Source organism: Pedobacter indicus (assembly GCF_003449035.1).
Taxonomy (GTDB): Bacteria; Bacteroidota; Bacteroidia; order Sphingobacteriales; family Sphingobacteriaceae; genus Albibacterium; species Albibacterium indicum.
Window position 1 is genome coordinate 3336000 of sequence record NZ_QRGB01000001.1, and the last position, 16953, is coordinate 3352952.

15 protein-coding genes are annotated in these 16953 nt (G+C 41.5%); 8 read left to right on the forward strand and 7 right to left on the reverse strand.

Translation table 11 applies throughout. The features are described 5' to 3' along the window. Positions 1 to 20: 20 nt before the first annotated feature. Complete coding sequence (gene glpK / locus D3P12_RS14660) at positions 21 to 1523, reverse strand: glycerol kinase GlpK (RefSeq protein WP_205941115.1); 1503 nt, start codon at positions 1521 to 1523, stop codon at positions 21 to 23. A gap of 147 nt (positions 1524 to 1670) precedes the next feature. Here glpK and D3P12_RS14665 point away from each other — a divergent pair, with 147 nt between their 5' ends. After that, complete coding sequence (locus tag D3P12_RS14665; RefSeq protein WP_118196735.1) at positions 1671 to 2435, forward strand: DeoR/GlpR family DNA-binding transcription regulator; 765 nt, start codon at positions 1671 to 1673, stop codon at positions 2433 to 2435. 101 nt (positions 2436 to 2536) lie between these two features. Here D3P12_RS14665 and D3P12_RS14670 read toward each other — a convergent pair whose 3' ends face one another. After that, complete coding sequence (locus tag D3P12_RS14670; RefSeq protein ID WP_118196737.1) at positions 2537 to 3676, reverse strand: cystathionine gamma-synthase; 1140 nt, start codon at positions 3674 to 3676, stop codon at positions 2537 to 2539. A 139-nt stretch (positions 3677 to 3815) separates the two neighbouring features. On the opposite strand from D3P12_RS14670, the gene egtB reads away from it, so the two are divergent. Next, positions 3816 to 4982: an ergothioneine biosynthesis protein EgtB gene (gene egtB, locus D3P12_RS14675; RefSeq protein WP_118196739.1), complete on the forward strand. Its 1167-nt coding sequence runs from the start codon at positions 3816 to 3818 to the stop codon at positions 4980 to 4982. Between the two features lie 10 nt (positions 4983 to 4992). Beyond that, positions 4993 to 5943, forward strand: coding sequence for an L-histidine N(alpha)-methyltransferase (locus tag D3P12_RS14680; protein WP_118196741.1), 951 nt, complete (start codon positions 4993 to 4995; stop codon positions 5941 to 5943). 37 nt (positions 5944 to 5980) lie between these two features. Here the strand turns inward: D3P12_RS14680 and proS are convergent, their stop codons facing one another. Continuing rightward, a complete protein-coding gene (proS, locus tag D3P12_RS14685; protein WP_118196743.1) occupies positions 5981 to 7453 on the reverse strand; it encodes a proline--tRNA ligase in 1473 nt (490 codons plus the stop codon). A 175-nt stretch (positions 7454 to 7628) separates the two neighbouring features. Between proS and D3P12_RS14690 the strand changes: the two genes are divergently transcribed. Further along, entirely contained in the window at positions 7629 to 8570 is a 942-nt protein-coding gene (locus D3P12_RS14690) for a hypothetical protein (protein WP_118196745.1), read from the forward strand. Positions 8571 to 8674: 104 nt separating this feature from the next. After that, positions 8675 to 10210 carry an OmpP1/FadL family transporter gene (locus D3P12_RS14695; protein WP_118196747.1) on the forward strand — a complete coding sequence of 512 codons (1536 nt, stop codon included), beginning with the start codon at positions 8675 to 8677 and terminating at the stop codon, positions 10208 to 10210. A 72-nt stretch (positions 10211 to 10282) separates the two neighbouring features. Here D3P12_RS14695 and D3P12_RS14700 read toward each other — a convergent pair whose 3' ends face one another. The 4 genes from D3P12_RS14700 to D3P12_RS14715 form a co-directional block, all read right to left on the reverse strand. Continuing rightward, the gene (locus D3P12_RS14700) at positions 10283 to 10636 is read right to left on the reverse strand and encodes an HPF/RaiA family ribosome-associated protein (RefSeq protein ID WP_118196749.1); all 354 of its coding nucleotides are present in this window, start codon (positions 10634 to 10636) and stop codon (positions 10283 to 10285) included. A 14-nt stretch (positions 10637 to 10650) separates the two neighbouring features. After that, positions 10651 to 11532 carry a tyrosine-type recombinase/integrase gene (locus D3P12_RS14705; protein ID WP_118196750.1) on the reverse strand — a complete coding sequence of 294 codons (882 nt, stop codon included), beginning with the start codon at positions 11530 to 11532 and terminating at the stop codon, positions 10651 to 10653. 69 nt (positions 11533 to 11601) lie between these two features. Continuing rightward, positions 11602 to 11793, reverse strand: coding sequence for a 30S ribosomal protein S21 (gene rpsU / locus D3P12_RS14710; RefSeq protein ID WP_118197122.1), 192 nt, complete (start codon positions 11791 to 11793; stop codon positions 11602 to 11604). A 78-nt stretch (positions 11794 to 11871) separates the two neighbouring features. Continuing rightward, positions 11872 to 14064, reverse strand: a complete 2193-nt coding sequence (locus D3P12_RS14715) for a glucoamylase family protein (RefSeq protein WP_118196752.1) — start codon at positions 14062 to 14064, stop codon at positions 11872 to 11874. A 195-nt stretch (positions 14065 to 14259) separates the two neighbouring features. Here D3P12_RS14715 and D3P12_RS14720 point away from each other — a divergent pair, with 195 nt between their 5' ends. Genes D3P12_RS14720 through D3P12_RS14730 form a run of 3 tightly spaced genes read left to right on the forward strand, consistent with a single transcriptional unit; the run spans position 14260 to position 16933 of the window. Then, a complete protein-coding gene (locus D3P12_RS14720) occupies positions 14260 to 15129 on the forward strand; it encodes a LiaF transmembrane domain-containing protein (RefSeq protein WP_118196754.1) in 870 nt (289 codons plus the stop codon). A 14-nt stretch (positions 15130 to 15143) separates the two neighbouring features. Then, positions 15144 to 16193 (forward strand): sensor histidine kinase, encoded by a 1050-nt coding sequence (locus D3P12_RS14725; protein WP_118196756.1) that lies wholly within the window; start codon positions 15144 to 15146, stop codon positions 16191 to 16193. Next, a complete protein-coding gene (locus D3P12_RS14730) occupies positions 16190 to 16933 on the forward strand; it encodes a LytR/AlgR family response regulator transcription factor (protein WP_118196757.1) in 744 nt (247 codons plus the stop codon). The genes D3P12_RS14725 and D3P12_RS14730 overlap by 4 nt, the downstream gene beginning before the upstream one ends. The last annotated feature ends 20 nt before the right edge of the window (positions 16934 to 16953 follow it).

The following is a 16953-nucleotide window of genomic DNA, read 5'->3' on the forward strand; positions in this document are numbered from 1 at the left end:
GGTTTAAAACTCGTAAATAACTATTGATGGTTTTCCAAATCTGCCCATGCTTTTGCGGTTTTAACCGCGCGATCCCAATTGGTCATTCTGTCCGCGATATTTATTTCACCGGATGGTTTAAAGACTTTGTCTATTTGCCATTGTTCTTGAATATCCTGGATATTTTCCCAATAACCAACCGCAAGGCCGGCCAAATAAGCAGCGCCTATGGCAGTTACTTCTGTCAATTTGGGACGAACCACGTCTGCTGCAAGAATATCCGATTGAAATTGCATCAGCAAATCGTTAGCGGTTGCACCTCCATCGACACGTAATTCGTGAATATCGACTCCTGAATCAGCTTCCATCGCCTTTAGAATATCGACCGTTTGAAATGCAATGCTCTCCAAAGCGGCCCGAGCGATATGCGCTGATGTACTTCCACGAGACAGCCCCACGATGGTTCCGCGTGCATACGCATCCCAATGCGGAGCCCCCAATCCGGCAAACGCCGGCACAAGATAAACGCCATCTGTATCTTTCACTTGTTTGGCAAGAGCCTCTACCTCTTCGGATTTTTTAATTATGCCAAGTCCGTCTCGAAGCCATTGAACTACCGCACCAGCTATAAAAATACTCCCTTCAAGTGCATAGCTGACTTCGTCACCAATTTTCCAAGCGATGGTTGTGACGAGGTTATTTTTAGAAATAATGGGTTCCGACCCAATATTCATCAACATAAAACAACCCGTTCCATAGGTATTTTTGACCATACCCGATTGTGTACATAACTGGCCAAAAAGTGCTGCTTGCTGATCACCGCCGATACCGGCAATTGGAATTCTGACTGAAAAGATATCTCCAGCAGTCTTCCCATATACCTCGCTGGAAGACCTAACCTCGGGCAACATACTTTCCGGGATGTCAAGCAAACTGAGGAGCTCTTGATCCCAAGATAAACTGTGAATATTATAAAGCATGGTGCGTGACGCATTCGACACATCGGTAACATGCGTTTCACCATTTGTTAATTTCCATATCAACCATGAATCTACCGTACCGAATGCAAGCTCTCCCTTTTCTGCTTTTTCCCTGGCACCTTCAACGTTTTCAAGTATCCAACGAATTTTCGTCCCCGAGAAATACGAGTCGATCAGCAATCCGGTTTTATGACGGATGGCATCTTCATGTCCTTCCTTTTTAAGCTGATCACAGTAGCCAGCCGTTCTCCTGTCCTGCCATACGATTGCATTAAAAATCGGCTTACCTGTCTTCCGATCCCATACGACGGTGGTTTCTCGTTGGTTGGAAATTCCTATGCCTGCAATTTGAGAAGCGGACAAACCCGCCTTGCTGACAGCTTCAGTAGCGACGCCTAATTGTGTTGACCAAATTTCTAAAGGATCATGCTCTACCCAGCCTGGCGAGGGATAGTGTTGCTGAAACTCTTTTTGTGCAATACTGATGACATCACCGTTTTTATTGAATACGATTGCTCGTGAACTTGTCGTGCCTTGATCTAATGATAAAATATAGGTCTCCATAATAATTTAGGTTTTTTATTCATTGAACGAATCAAATGAAACTATACAAAACTATAAATTCACGAATAAAAACAAAACATAAAGGTTAAAATAAATTTAATTTTTGAATTACGCGCATTCTCACTATCTTTCAAAAAAACTACCCAAATGATTAGTTTAGCCGACAGACACCGAATAATTTTAGAAAAAATAAAAAAAGAAGGCAAGGTCAATGTGCTAGACCTTTGTGAAATGCTGGACGTCTCTTCCGTAACCATACGAAAGGATTTGAAACAACTGGAAGACAAAAACCTTTTGTTTCGCATTCATGGCGGTGCTACGTTAAATAATCCATATACCATGGACAGGCCGGTTAATGTAAAAGAGAAACTGCAAACCGAAGAGAAAAACAAGATCGGCATAACGGCTGCGTCACTCATCGAACCGAATGACTCAATCATTATTGCTTCGGGAACAACGGTCATGGCCTTAGCCCGACATATCAAAACCAAAGAGAGTTTAACGGTAATCACGTCGGCGATTCAAGTTGCTGAAGTACTTTTACAAAATCCAGAGGTTGACGTTCTGATGTTAGGTGGTCTATTAAGAAAGAGTTCATCATCTGTTATGGGGCCCTATGCTGAAGAAATTTTAAAAGACTTCTTCTGCAGTAAACTTTTTGTCGGGGTTGACGGCATCGATCTGGAAAACGGACTTACCACCACCAATGTTATGGAAGCCCACCTGAACAGACAAATGATGAGTGTATCTAATAAAACTATCGTACTAGCTGACTCTTCAAAGTTTGGGAAACGAGGTTTCGGGAAAATCTGTGACATCGATGAAATCGATCAGATTATTACCGATGATGGGATATCCCCTCATACGGTTGATCAGCTCGAGGCAAAGGGCGTGAAGGTTATTGTTGTCTAATGTAAAGGCTACCTATTATCAAAATTTTTGAAGATAGTTTCTCGACTGGGGAGAGAAGTTCCCGATTGGCCTATCTTCGAAACACCAATCGGGAACTCTTCTTAAGCCAATGCTTGTTCCAAGTCGGCTAATAGATCTTCGACGTCCTCTATACCAACACTTAAACGTATCAGGTTATCTACAACACCCACTTTTTCCCGTATATCTTTTGGAATGGAACCGTGGGTCATGGTTGCTGGGTGATTAACTAAAGATTCTACCCCGCCTAATGACTCGGCAAGAGAAAACACCTTAAACGATGAGGCTATCTTGAATGTATTTTCAAGGGATTTATCTTTAAATACAATGGATAGCATACCTCCAAAATCACGCATCTGCTTTTTGGCAATAGCATGATTCGGATGGTCTTCAAACCCTGGCCAATAAACCTTTTCTATCTTGGGGTGGTTTTTTAATGCCTCTGCGATTTTTCTACCATTCTCACAATGTGCCTTCATACGCAAGTGCAATGTTTTAATTCCTCGCAAAACAAGGAAGCTATCCTGCGGACCGGGTGTGCCGCCACATGCATTGTAATAAAAAAACAAATGATTGTATAAATCTTCATCGTTAACAACCAAGGCACCCATAACGACATCGGAGTGGCCACCGATATATTTAGTCACGGAGTGCATGACAATATCGGCTCCTAAATCTAAGGGGTTTTGCAAATAAGGTGAAGCGAATGTATTATCGACAGCAAAAAGTATGTTGTTTTCACGAGCTATTTTTGAGACCGATTCGATGTCGATAATCTGCATCGTGGGGTTTGTAGGTGTTTCTACCCAGATTAGCTTGGTATCCTCATTGATGTATTTTCGTATCGTATCCGGATCGGAGAGGTCAATAAAGTGGAATTTAATACCCAAAGGCTCAAAAACTTTGGTAAATATACGATAGGAGCCGCCGTAAAGGTCATTTCCGGTAATCACCTCGTCTCCAGGCCGCAACATCTTCAACACGGTCTCGGTAGCTGCCATTCCGCTTGAAAAAGCAAGACCGAACTGTCCATTTTCCAATGCAGCTATGCAATCCTCTAAAGCTTTCCGGGTTGGGTTGGTCCCTCTCGAATATTCATATCCTTTATGATCACCAGGTGATGCTTGGACATAGGTAGTTGTCTGGTAAATTGGAGTCATTACAGCTCCAGTACTTGGATCTGGAACTTGGCCTGCATGAATGGCCTTCGTAGCAAATTTCATATTCTTAAATCAATTAAATTAATATTTTGTTTATCTAAATAGATGTACGAAAACAAGGTACAGCTAAATTAGCTAACACGCAACCCGTGAAACACCAATATTGAAAAAAGGAGTTTCAATCAATAATCTTAGGAACACTATGAATGACATCGAGCGAAACGATCTGATCGACTGGTTTAAAACTACACGTAAACATACCGAGGCTATTTGCAAACCCCTGATGGTAGAAGATTATGTATTACAACCAATAGCTGAAGTGAGCCCCCCAAAATGGCATTTGGGTCACACTTCTTGGTTCTTCGAGACGTTTATCCTGCTTCACTTTGACCCGGATTACGAAGCCTTCAACCCACAATACAATTTTGTTTTTAATAGTTACTATGAATCCGTTGGCGAAAGGGTAATCCGCGTCAATCGAGGAAACCTAAGCAGACCAACCGTTGAACAGGTTTATGATTATCGCCAACATGTTGACACAGCGATCTTGCGGTTTCTGAAGGAAACCGATGTGAGCGCTGAATTGAAAAAGCTGATGATCCTCGGGATTAATCATGAACAACAGCATCAGGAACTACTCATAACAGACATCAAATATATTTTGGGGAATAACCCGTTATTCCCGGTTTACAATGCTGAATACGTCACTAACAAACAATGCAGCGCCGGCTCGTCCCTTGTCTTTCAAGAAGGAGTTTATGAAATTGGTTATCAAGGTGATGAATTCTGTTTTGACAATGAAAGAAATCGTCATAAAGTTTATCTGAACAAATTTGCTATTTCTTCCGAACTGATCACAAACGGCGAATATTTGGAATTTATGCAGGACGGGGGCTATGAAAATTTCTCCTATTGGCATGCCGATGGTTGGGAGTGGGTTAAAAAGAATCAGGGTAAAGCTCCATTATACTGGCATTACCATCATGGCGAGTGGCACCGTTATGATCTTGACGGCTTTAAAGTTATTGAACCCGATGTGCCGGTATGTCACATCAGTTACTATGAGGCTTTTGCATTTGCCAGTTGGAAAGGGACCAGGCTACCGACTGAAGAAGAATGGGAAGTAGCGGCAGGCCAACTAAACTGGGGTGCGCGGTGGGAATGGACGGAAAGTGCTTATTTACCCTACCCGGGTTTCAAGAAAGAAAAAGGTGCCATTGGTGAATACAATGGAAAATTCATGGTTAGCCAAATGGTGCTCCGCGGAGCCTCCGAAGCAACCAGTACCGGCCACAGCAGACCTACATACAGAAACTTTTTCTACCCTGATGCGAGATGGCAGTTCACAGGTATTCGGATAATTTTATAATAAATACCCTATGAGTGAGTTTTACAAGGATGTTAAAGAGGGTCTAAGCAAGGGCTTAAAAAGTCTACCCTCAAAGTATTTTTATGACAAGGTCGGTGATGCATTATTTCAAAAACTGATGCATTCAAAAGCGTACTATCTCAGTCGTTGTGAGCTGTCTATTTTAAAAGAGCATGCTGATGATATCGCTCAAATTGTGGCAGATAGATTTCATGAGTTAGATCTGGTCGAACTCGGTGCGGGTGATGCCAGTAAATCCATCTACCTCTTGCGTGCGTTTCAACAAACAAAGATTGACTTTATCTACTACCCGATCGATATCTCAAAAAATGTGATCACCCATTTGAATAAAAAGTTTTCAGAATTCGTTCCCTCCATGAGGGTTCACGGTCTAAACGGTGATTATGTGCATATGCTCAAAAAACAACGTACGATAAGTCAGAAACCGATGATCATCCTGTTTCTCGGCTCCAATATTGGCAACATGACGATCACGCAGGCGACCGATTTTTGCAAACAGGTGTCAGGGTTTATGCGGGCGGGAGATTTTTTTCTTATCGGCGTTGACTTAAAAAAAGATCCAGACACGATACTAAGGGCATACAATGACCCGGAGGGAATAACCAAAGCTTTCAATATCAATCTGTTAACACGAATAAACAACGAGCTTGAAGCTGACTTCAGTACTGACAAGTTCAGTCACTTCCCGCTCTATGATCCTGTTTCAGGTGAATGCAAAAGTTACTTAATCAGCACAGAAGACCAGAAAGTTCACATTGGCAGCGGATCAGAAAAGTTTACGGTCAATTTTGCAGCTCACGAACCAATTCACATGGAGATCTCAAAGAAATTCGATTTATCAGAAATTGACCAGTTGGCTGAACAAGCTGGATTTAAGATCACAAAGCATTTTTTTGATGATAAAAAATGCTTTGTGAACAGTCTTTGGCAGAAGTGCTAGATTTTTAACAAAGATTCCAGACCCTTCTTCGCAACTCTTAATATGCCTTTGCAAACAGCACTCGTTGTGTAGAGGGCTTGCCTGTTAATATACAAGTTCCGGCTTCCTGTTTATTGTTGATGGGTATACAGCGAATTGTAGCCTTCGTTTCATCTTTGATGCGCTTTTCGGTTTCAGGAGTACCGTCCCAATGGGCAGAAACAAAGCCTCCTTTCTTCTCCAGAACCTCTTTAAACTCATCGTAAGAATTAACTTCGGTAGTTTTCTCATTTTGAAAGGCCAGAGCCTTGTCAAAGATCGCTTGTTGAATATCCTCAAGCAATTTTTCTATCCGATCTATCAAGCCTTCTTTAGAAACAGTTTCTTTCGTCTGCTGGTCACGTCTGGCGACCTCAACAGTACCGTTCTTTAAGTCACGCGCACCGATTGTCAATCTCACCGGAACGCCTTTTAGCTCCCATTCGGCAAATTTGAATCCTGGACGATGTGTATCACGATCATCAAACTTCATCGAAATATCTTTTTGCTTCCCAGCTGCCATTAATTCGTCAACAAGTTGATCTATCTCTCGCTTTTCTTCTTCTGTTTTATAAATCGGCACAATAACAACCTGTATCGGCGCTAGCATGGGTGGCAGAACGAGTCCCGCATCATCCGAATGAGCCATAATAAGCGCTCCCATCAACCTCGTAGAGACCCCCCAAGACGTAGCCCATACATGCTCAAGTTTACCTTCTTTAGACGTGAACTTAACGTCAAAAGCTTTGGCGAAATTTTGACCTAAGAAATGTGATGTACCTGCTTGTAAGGCCTTCCCGTCCTGCATTAATGCCTCGATACAATAGGTATCTACCGCCCCGGCAAAACGTTCACTTTCGGTTTTTTTTCCACGGATAACCGGTAAAGCCATCCACTGCTCAGCGAACGTTCCGTATACATCCAGCATTTGCTCCGCTTCGGCCACGGCCTCTTCTGAAGTAGCGTGCGCTGTATGCCCTTCCTGCCAAAGAAATTCAGCTGTTCTCAAAAATAAACGTGTACGCATTTCCCAACGAACGACGTTCGCCCACTGATTAACGAGGATCGGTAAGTCACGATAAGACTCTATCCACCCCCGATAGGTGTTCCAGATGATCGTCTCGGACGTCGGTCTAACGATCAGCTCTTCTTCTAATCTAGCTTCCTCATCGACAATAATTTGACCAGTCCCGTCATTTTTTAGTCGATAGTGAGTAACTACAGCACATTCTGTGGCGAAGCCCTCAACGTGAGATGCCTCTTTTGAAAAAAATGACTTTGGTATGAATAACGGAAAATAAGCATTGCTGTGCCCTGTGTCTTTAAACATTTTATCCAAAGCAGCCTGCATTTTCTCCCAAATGGCAAAACCATAGGGTTTGATCACCATACAGCCCCTTACGGCTGAGTGCTCCGCTAAATCGGCTTTGTCTACCAATTCATTATACCATTGGGAATAGTCTTCTGCCCTGCTTGTAATACCCTTACTCATTTTATTTTACCAGTTTTATTGTGTAAATTAAGGTGAATACTAATTAATTCTTTACACACAAAGTTAGACGGATTTCTTAATATTGCGGATTATAATAGAAAATTTTAACAGAGGCTTTAAACCTCAGCACATTAATATAGTCAAACAACTAATTACTGTGCAAAAACCAAACAAGATGAAACTGAAATATAAAATATTAAACAGCCTGGGACTGGTGGGGGTTATGGCATTGTTGGCGTCCTGTGCGTCGCTGAATAATACCGCCCAAACTTTCCCTGACGATGTTTACGGAAGAGATGCGGAGGCTGTGGTGGTAACACAAGACAGCGAACCGCGTTACGAGGATGAATATTATGAAGATGAATATTCTAATAATGATTACTATGATGGCTATTACGAGGGTATGTCTTATGCCAATCGGATCAGCCGGTTTTACTATGGCACCCCAGGATTACCTTATTACGATCCTTGGATCAATCATTGGGATTTCTACAGCCCGTTCTATTCGGGTATCTACTTCGGCATAGGTTGGAATAGCTGGTATAGCCCGTATTATGGTTATTCACGCTTTGGATGGGGATATCCATATAGTGGATACTGGGGACCTTACTCATACTACGGTGGTTACTATGGTGGCGGCTATTATGGTGGAGGTGGTTACTATACAGGCATTAGAGACCGGAGAGTTCGCCCTACGCGAATTGGAACTGACAATGTTCGGAGGACGACAAGACCGTCTATCGGCTCATCATCAACCAGAACAAGAAGTGGTTTGACCTCGACAAGACCGTCTGTAAGCGATCGACTACAAAGAACTCGTTCCTCTGCGAGCGGAAACCAGCGCCCAACTAGTATTGAAAGGAGCCGGACGAGAGGCACAGAAGCTCGGCCAACTACTTCGCAAAGAAGACCAACTGCAACAAGACCGGCCACGCGGACACGCTCTCAAGAAGTGAGACGCCCAGCTAGCCAAAGCAGACCGGCGCAGAGACCGCAAGCAAGACCTGCTCAACGATCGCAGCCATCGCCATCGGTAAGGAGTGCCCCCCCTAGAAGCTCTGCTCCGGCAAGCAGACCTAGCTCTAGTAGAAGTGGCGGATCTTCACGGTCACGTTAAAATAAATAATTACCCGAAAAACAAACTATATAGAAAAGTCGATTGGTATTCGGTCGATTACCAATCGACTTTCTTTATTTTATAAAGTATAATATAGATCCAACATGAATAAAAAAATCACTAGCTTTTTACTTTCTGCTCTTTGTATGATCGGTATAAGCCAGGCTCAATACGTTGAGGATGGTCTTTTGTTCTCCCAACCCGAACTAGGTTCTACCGCTAGGTTCAAAGCAATGGGGAATGCAAACACATCCTTAGGCGGTGATTTAAGCTCGATCACAAGCAACCCGGCAGGACTGGGTTTTTTCAATACTTCAGACGCCGGACTTAGTTTCGATTACCTGAATATGCAAAGCAAAAGCAGCTATTATGGTACGTCGACAACGGGTAGCAAGGAAAAGTTCTCCTTGAGCCAGGCAGGCGCGGTATTTCACATGCCTGTTCGTTCACGGGTCAGCCGCAATACGGGTTGGTTAAATTTCAACATCGGTATAGGCTATGCCAAAACCAATGACTTTAACTCAACAATAGATTTTATCGGAGAAAACAATACGAGTAGTTATACCAACTTCCTCGCTGAAGCTGCCAATGATGCTAGTTATGATCCTGTTTTTGGTGACTGGGGGTTCAAAAGTTACTTACTTGACTTCCACGAAGGTCAAGGGTTTTATTACCCTGCCGCCAGCGAAAGTGTTACGAACAGCCAAGGCAACTTAGACAAACGCACGGGAAATCAGTTCCAGACCAACATAGCATTCGGGGCGAACTACAGTAATAAGTTTTACGTCGGAGCGTCGATTGGAATCGCTGGGTTTAGCTATACTAAAGATCGTCGATTCGATGAAATTGGCTTTATGAAAGATGAAAACGAGATCAGGGCCATTAATCCGAATTCCGACTTCCTAGATCCCTCACACGAAGCATATGACTTTGTATATGCGGATTATGAGCTTAGCTCCTCGGGTATTCAAAAGACAAACGGTACGGGTTTTAACGGAACATTAGGAGTCATCTACAAGCCTGATAATATGTTCCAAATAGGGTTTTCGGCCACCTCGCCAACTTGGTATACGGTGACCGATGACTACAGCATGTATTTTGACAGCTGGATGGTAGACCCAGAGACCAATGAGGCATTTTTTGAATATGCATCAAATGAAGAATTGTATTACGACGAATATAAATTGAGAACACCCTATCGTTTAAATGCGGGGGTATCGGCACTCTTCACGGAAGGTTTGATTTCTGCTGATGTGGAATACATTGATTATGCGAGTATGCGCGTTACCACTGATTACGCTGACGTAAACGCTGCATCGGATGAGGACATCAATAATCTATATCAGAGTGCAGTTAATTTTAGATTGGGAGGCGAATACCGTCTGGCACCTGATTTCTTACTACGAGCAGGGTACAACTATCGTGGCAATCCGTATAAAGAAGGACTAGCGAGTACGGCACAAACTATATCTGGAGGGTTGGGATACAGAATCAATAACACGTATATTGATTTAACCTACTTGAATCACCGATACGACATGGAGTACACTCCCTACCAATCAATCGACTATCCGCCAAACACGGCATCGATAGAGAATAGCAGAAACAATGTGTTCCTGACAGTCGGCTTTAAATTTTAATTACTCCTAATATATTATCAACAAGAAAGGCGCGTGAATCACGCGCCTTTCTTGTTGATAATAAGCAAAAGTCTAAATATCTTCTTTATTTTCTATTTCAACTAACACGTCTTTGTGATTACTTAAAATAGTTCTGTTTTCCCGAGTTTTTTGTTTATTAATTTGTCTTCGCAGGGATTCAACGGCGAGGTCGGTTGCTTCTTCAAAGCTTTTAGCCTGTCCCTTCGCAAACAATTGGTTCCCTGGAATATTAATTTTAAATTCTGCTATTTTGTTTGCTTCACTCTCACCATTCTCTAGCTTCAAATAACAAACACCGTCAAGCAGCTGATCATAAAACTGAGTAAGTTTACTCGCTTTACGCTGAATAAAATCAATTAATTTTCGATCTGCATCAAAATGAATAGATTGCACAGTAATGTTCATCTTTCCTCCTTTTTTTATGCCTTTGGATGGGCCTGTTTATAAATATATTTCAACCTTTCTACTGAGTTATGCGTGTATACCTGCGTAGAAGCAAGGCTAGCATGCCCCAACAGTTCTTTTATATCATTCAGTTGAGCTCCGTTATTCAGCATCGCTGTAGCGATACTATGCCTCAATACATGAGGACTTCTTTTTTGCTTGGATGAGATCATTCCTAATTTATCCTTAACAATCCGGTAAATCAACGTTACATAAGCATCCTCTCCTTTATCTGTAACAATTAAACCCCTACTTATGTTAGGGAAATTCTGCTTTTTTCTTAGAGCGATGTATTGTTTCAATGAACTAGCTAACGAAGCCGTAATAGGAACCAGCCGTTCCTTACTGCCTTTACCAAATATACGAATCGTACCTTGTATAAAATCGATGTCATGTTCAGAGATTTGTAATAATTCAGACCGCCGGATTCCAGTACCGAACAAAATCTCAATTATCACGCGATCACGGCAACCTGGGAAATCATCCGGGAATATATCATCCGAGTCTAGCATCTTAATTATATCATCCGGCGGGATAAAATGCGGCAAGTTCTTCGGTGTTCTGAGCATTTTAATCAAGCTCATCGGATTCCTTGAGATGAACTGCTCGCGAAGTAAGAATTTATGAAATGATTTTAGTGATGAAATGTTTCTGTTAATACTTCTTGGGTGAAGTTTCTTTTCCATCAACTGTGCTAAGAATGCCCTGACTTGATGGTGGGTAGCATCTTCTATGCGAAAACCCGTATTTTCCAGGTAGTTTAAATAGGCTTCAATATCTTTTCTATAAGCGTTTATACTATGAACCGAATAGTTCTTTTCGTATTTTAAAAAATTTATGAAACGCTCTAAAAACATAAAAAACTATTTGCTTCCTCAACAACTTGAAGTTACAAATAGTTTTTTAATATGTAAAGACAATAAAAATTAAATTGACTCTTGATTTAATTTCTGCTTGTATATCGCTTTCTTAACTTGAACACGACGGGATACTGACTTCTTCTCAAAAGCCTGACGAGAACGTAATTCTCTAAGCACACCTGTCTTTTCGAATTTCTTCTTAAAACGCTTCAAAGCTCTATCTAACGACTCGCCTTCTTTAACATTTACTATAATCATGTATTTTACTACCCCCTTTCGTTTAAAATTTAGAAGTGCAAAGATATGCATTCCAACCTACATATACAATAATTTATTTTATTGAGAATTATCTTTTTCCGGGTCAGCTGTAAAAAGAGCACGGACAATCCGGTCCACATCTTCATCTTTCGAAAACAAATTCCAAAGCAAATTGCTCTTCCCATTCTCTATCATAATTGCAGATATACCGTAACGCACCCCCTGCCACTTCATGCTTTCCTGATTTCTCACAAGATTAATTGTCCGAAAACCATATTCATCCCAAAATAATTCTGAATACTCTCGATAGACATCGATCAGATTTTTCATTGCAAACTCCGCATTAACCGGGTAGGTAGCAACGGTTGATGACGGGGACACCCAACCTTTGGCATTAACCATTAAACCTTCACCTAAGCTTATTGGAAGCTGGTTTTCTTCAAGAGATTTGCGATACTGGATTAGAACGTGGTTTTGTAGCTCATGATAATAATTGGCATATTTATCGCGTTTCCCCCGTGGGTCGAACACTAAAAAAGACGACAATATTCTACTGAGCGACTCTTCGACACCCATCACAGCTAGCGGCAAACCGTAGTGAACATTGTCTGCGGAACTTAACGACTCCGTCGTATCTACAAGTTGAACCATCGGCCTCAATACAGTTAAATCCGGAGCCTTTGCAGATGTCGTATCCGCAGAGGGCAAGCTAAGCTCTTCTATATCATCAACAAGAGCCGTATCGACATTGTAAAACCGATTCATTGCATCATTGTAAGAATCTAGCTCGATATTATTATTGGGTGAGGCCAACGCAAGTAAATAGGTTGTCAGTGCATCCCTACCAAGAAGGGGCAATGCGTTAGAAAATTCGGTCTTTTCCGACCAGTTCGTATAGAGGTATGAATCCCGTTCTGTCGTAAACTTGTTCCACTGAACCGCATTCCATATTTCATTGATCTTTTCCCTTAGTTCTGCTTCAACTTGGTTATCTGCATTCAGGTATTGCTTTGCGGTTAACAAGCCCTGTATGAGCAAAGAAGTACTATTCAAATCAACCACAAAGCCCTCTTCCGCCGAATAAACACCCTCTCCTGTCCGTCCATCCATCAATGCCGGAAAGGCACCATAACGAGCCTCTGCCCCACGCAAATACCGCACGATCTTTATTACTCGCGCTGTTAATTGTTCTCGGGTAAAAATCTTTTGTTCGACACCACTGATACTGGCCATAATAGCAACGCCGGTTAATGCGGGGGAAACAATGGCACTTTTAGTTCCCGGTCTTAATAGCTGCATTCCACTATTAAACTCTGCGCCGTCAGCAAAATATTTGATATTTGCATGATGTACCATGTCTAGCAGTTCAGCATCGGTCATTGTTTTCGTTTGAACCTTCTCCACCTCACTAAAGGGGGACTCACGATACTGGTAATCTACCCAGGCTATTTTATAATAATACTCCTTCCCTGTCTCAGGAACCACATCGCTATAACGACTCGAAAAGACCGGCCGTATCGCCACGGGTTGGAAATCCTTATTATCCTCCGAACGGTAAATCTTTATATAACGTAGACTCGGTGTTAAAGGGAGACGCCAGGTAATATCAACATGGCGTTCAAAAGCCTTAACATGCTGCAGAACCGCTGCACCGGTTAAACGATTTTGCGGAGTTCGCCGCGGAAGAACTTCAATTTGATCAATATAAAGTAAATGATTCTTACCGTCACTCCCAGACTGGACAAAACTAATAGCGGCAATACCTTTATCAGTCTGAAATTGCCCAATCTGATTCAGCGGTATTTCTACTGAAACCCACATATTCTCTTGATATGAATCGATATAATTCGCTAATTGTACTTGATCAGTTTTACTCGAATCAGCATGAATCAGTTGGATTGCAGGCAGTTCTGTTACTTCAGTTGGAGAATGTACGTAGAGTTTAAAAATCAAAACTGAATTATTCTCCGGAAGGTAGTTGTCCTGATAAAAGATGTCTGCATTCCATTCACCTCCCTCAGCGGATACATACTTCAATACCAGTGAATTTTTCGGCGTAAAAAAAACGGAATCAGACACCGGCAAGTTCTTCCGTACGTTCATAATCCAACTTGACCCAGCATAGGTCACCTTACTATTCGCATAACTATATGGCAAATTGCTATTAGCAAACAGAACCTCAGGATAGGTATCAGCTTTTACAACTGTAAAAGAACAAATAAATAGGCTATAAAGGACAAAATAAAAAATTAGGTAAGTTTGTTTCATCATGTCGTTTAAAAAACATAATATATTACAAAAACCAAGCCATATACTAATATATCCAGATCTACCTGCGTAAAAAACAGGGACACATTTTCTTTTACCGACAAAAGTGATTCGTTCACCGATTTTTTTATGGTTTACAACTATTTATCCTTTTGAACACGAGCCGATGTCGGTATATTTGATTAAAACTTTAAGAAAATGAACACACAACATAAAAATAAAAACAGCAATTCTAGCAGAACACTCATCGGTCTCATTATAATTTTGATCGGTGGCTTATTATTATTAGACAAACTCATTCCAGCCATCTATATCGGATGGCTCTTCCAGTGGCCAATGATTCTCATTATTATTGGTGCGATAATCGGAGCCAAGTCAGGGTTTGAAAATAGAGCCTCATACATACTCATCGGGATCGGTGCTTTTTTCTTCCTTAGCAATACCCTCGATTTTAGCATCGGACCGCTAATTTGGCCAGTACTACTAATCATTATTGGCTTCTTCCTAATAAAAGGAAAGTCTCAAAAAAGACGAATGAGATACAGAAAAGGATCGTATACAGCAGAACCCAGTGAAGATTTTGTTTGGGATAAAAGAGTGAAAAGTGAGCCTGCCGATGACCCTGCAGACACGATAGACCCCCATAGTATGGGAGAAGAAACAAACGAAAATGAAGACAACTCACAACAAACCAAAGACGATAATCACAACGAATATGCTGGCAATCCTGATGATTTCATCGACTCGACCTCCATATTTGGTGATGGGAAACACTACATCGTTTCTCAAAACTTCAAAGGTGGGGATATTGTTAATATCATGGGCGGATCGACCATCAACTTAATGCGTGCCGACCTAAAAGGACCCGCTACGCTAGAAGTTGTTCAGTTATTTGGGGGCACAACCATTATTGCACCTTCCCATTGGGTTATACAACCCGAAATGGCGTCAATTTTCGGTGGTATTGAGGATAAACGCTTCCATACGCCAGCTGTACCAGACCGTTCGAAAGTTCTATATATCAAAGGGACATCAATTTTCGGTGGCATAACGATCAAAACAAGGTAAGCAAAGCAATTAGAATGATCCAGGCCAACCAACAACCAACCCTACAACAAAATCGCTTCTTCCTTTTAAGCTGTTCGATTATTTTTGTTGCTTGGTCGATTATACAATGTGGTCTCTTATTCTGGTATGGGACCACATTGTATGCAGCTATTATCGACAGCCTCATATCGGCTGCTGTTATCACAATAGCTTGCTATGTTATCTCGAGTGTCCTATACTACTACCAACCTCAGAAGGAAAAAACCACTTACATCCTCGTTTGGGTTATTAGTCTGACAATTATTGTTCTCGCTGTAGTCCGCTATGCCATCGGCTGGGTCATTGCATCAGATGAATACCAAGAGTTTTTAGACTATTCACTACCCTTAAGATTTCTCGCAGCCGGATTACTGATTGGCTGCATGGCCGTCATCAATGTCTTGTGGAATATACAGCAAAACAATCGAGAAAACGAGAACCGAAAAGCGGATACCGAAAAAATGGCACGGGAGGCAGAGCTCTACAGCTTACGACAAAAGCTTCAGCCACATTTTTTATTCAATAGTTTAAACTCTATCATCGCGCTCATCACCCAAAAGCCTGAGCTTGCAAGAACCATGGTCTTTCAATTATCAGATTTTCTGCGAGGCACGCTACATATGGATGATCAGCAATTACTCGACATTGACGACGAGCTCGAACACTTACAACTTTACATCGATATCGAAAAAGTCCGCTTCGGACATCGTTTAAATATTACGATTAATAAAGAAGAAGTTGAAAACGTACAAGTACCGGCGATGATCATTCAGCCACTTCTTGAGAATGCGATTAAATACGGCTTGTATAATATCACCGGTCAAGTTGACATTCAAATCAATATATACAAACAGGATAATTTACTTAATATCCGTGTCAAAAACCCATTTGATCCAGACAGTCAAAGCAAACAGAAAAGTTCCGGGTTTGGTTTAAGGAGTATCGAACGCAGGCTCTTTCTCATATATGGCAGAACCGATTTGTTGCATACAAATGCAGGAAAACATATCTTTACTGCAACAATCTCTATCCCCCAACCAGAATGATCAAAGCTTTAATCATAGACGACGAACCGTTAGCACGCAGTATCATAAGCGAATACCTCGTTGATTATCCACAAATAGAGGTTATTAAAGAATGTGGCGATGGTTTCGAAGCCGCAAAAGCCATTGCTGAAATAAGCCCCGATTTGATTTTTTTAGACGTTCAAATGCCAAAAATAACTGGCTTCGAACTATTAGAATTAATAGATGAACCTCCGGCCGTTATTTTCACAACAGCCTTTGAAGAGTTTGCTTTACGTGCTTTTGAACAACATGCAGTTGACTATTTATTAAAGCCTATCAGCAAGGCAAGGTTTGCGAAAGCCATCGAAAAGTATTTATCTCAAAACCCAAATACCGGAAAAGAAAAGACGAAATCGTTTATCGAAAAAGTAAAAGAAGAGGAAGATACCAGACTCGATCGTGTATTGGTACGCACTGGAAACAATATAAAAATAATTCCGGTAGAAAAAATAAACTACCTCGCGGCAGATGACGACTATGTGTCAATCCACACAGACGAGGGAAGCGCCTTAAAAAAAAGCACCTTAACTTTTTTTGAAAAGAATCTAAATCCCGATGAATTTGTAAGGGTACACCGATCGTTTATCGTCCGTATCGATCAGATAATACGCATAGAACCTTATGAAAAGGAAAGTCACAAGGTTATACTTAAAGATAAAAGCTCTATTAGTGTAAGCAAATCTGGATACGCAAAACTGAAAGCAGCGCTCGAAAAATAACGATTGCTATTTCATCATCA

What these genes read in the sequence shown, in the direction of transcription:
- D3P12_RS14725 (WP_118196756.1), top strand. Translation starts at nt 15,144, where the DNA reads ATGATCCAGGCCAACCAACAACCAACCCTACAACAAAATCGCTTCTTC.
- D3P12_RS14690 (WP_118196745.1), top strand. Translation starts at nt 7,629, where the DNA reads ATGAAACTGAAATATAAAATATTAAACAGCCTGGGACTGGTGGGGGTT.
- D3P12_RS14720 (WP_118196754.1), top strand. Translation starts at nt 14,260, where the DNA reads ATGAACACACAACATAAAAATAAAAACAGCAATTCTAGCAGAACACTC.
- D3P12_RS14715 (WP_118196752.1), bottom strand. Translation starts at nt 14,064, where the DNA reads ATGATGAAACAAACTTACCTAATTTTTTATTTTGTCCTTTATAGCCTA.
- glpK (WP_205941115.1), bottom strand. Translation starts at nt 1,523, where the DNA reads ATGGAGACCTATATTTTATCATTAGATCAAGGCACGACAAGTTCACGA.
- D3P12_RS14730 (WP_118196757.1), top strand. Translation starts at nt 16,190, where the DNA reads ATGATCAAAGCTTTAATCATAGACGACGAACCGTTAGCACGCAGTATC.
- D3P12_RS14700 (WP_118196749.1), bottom strand. Translation starts at nt 10,636, where the DNA reads ATGAACATTACTGTGCAATCTATTCATTTTGATGCAGATCGAAAATTA.
- D3P12_RS14665 (WP_118196735.1), top strand. Translation starts at nt 1,671, where the DNA reads ATGATTAGTTTAGCCGACAGACACCGAATAATTTTAGAAAAAATAAAA.
- D3P12_RS14680 (WP_118196741.1), top strand. Translation starts at nt 4,993, where the DNA reads ATGAGTGAGTTTTACAAGGATGTTAAAGAGGGTCTAAGCAAGGGCTTA.
- D3P12_RS14705 (WP_118196750.1), bottom strand. Translation starts at nt 11,532, where the DNA reads ATGTTTTTAGAGCGTTTCATAAATTTTTTAAAATACGAAAAGAACTAT.
- D3P12_RS14670 (WP_118196737.1), bottom strand. Translation starts at nt 3,676, where the DNA reads ATGAAATTTGCTACGAAGGCCATTCATGCAGGCCAAGTTCCAGATCCA.
- egtB (WP_118196739.1), top strand. Translation starts at nt 3,816, where the DNA reads ATGAATGACATCGAGCGAAACGATCTGATCGACTGGTTTAAAACTACA.
- D3P12_RS14695 (WP_118196747.1), top strand. Translation starts at nt 8,675, where the DNA reads ATGAATAAAAAAATCACTAGCTTTTTACTTTCTGCTCTTTGTATGATC.
- rpsU (WP_118197122.1), bottom strand. Translation starts at nt 11,793, where the DNA reads ATGATTATAGTAAATGTTAAAGAAGGCGAGTCGTTAGATAGAGCTTTG.
- proS (WP_118196743.1), bottom strand. Translation starts at nt 7,453, where the DNA reads ATGAGTAAGGGTATTACAAGCAGGGCAGAAGACTATTCCCAATGGTAT.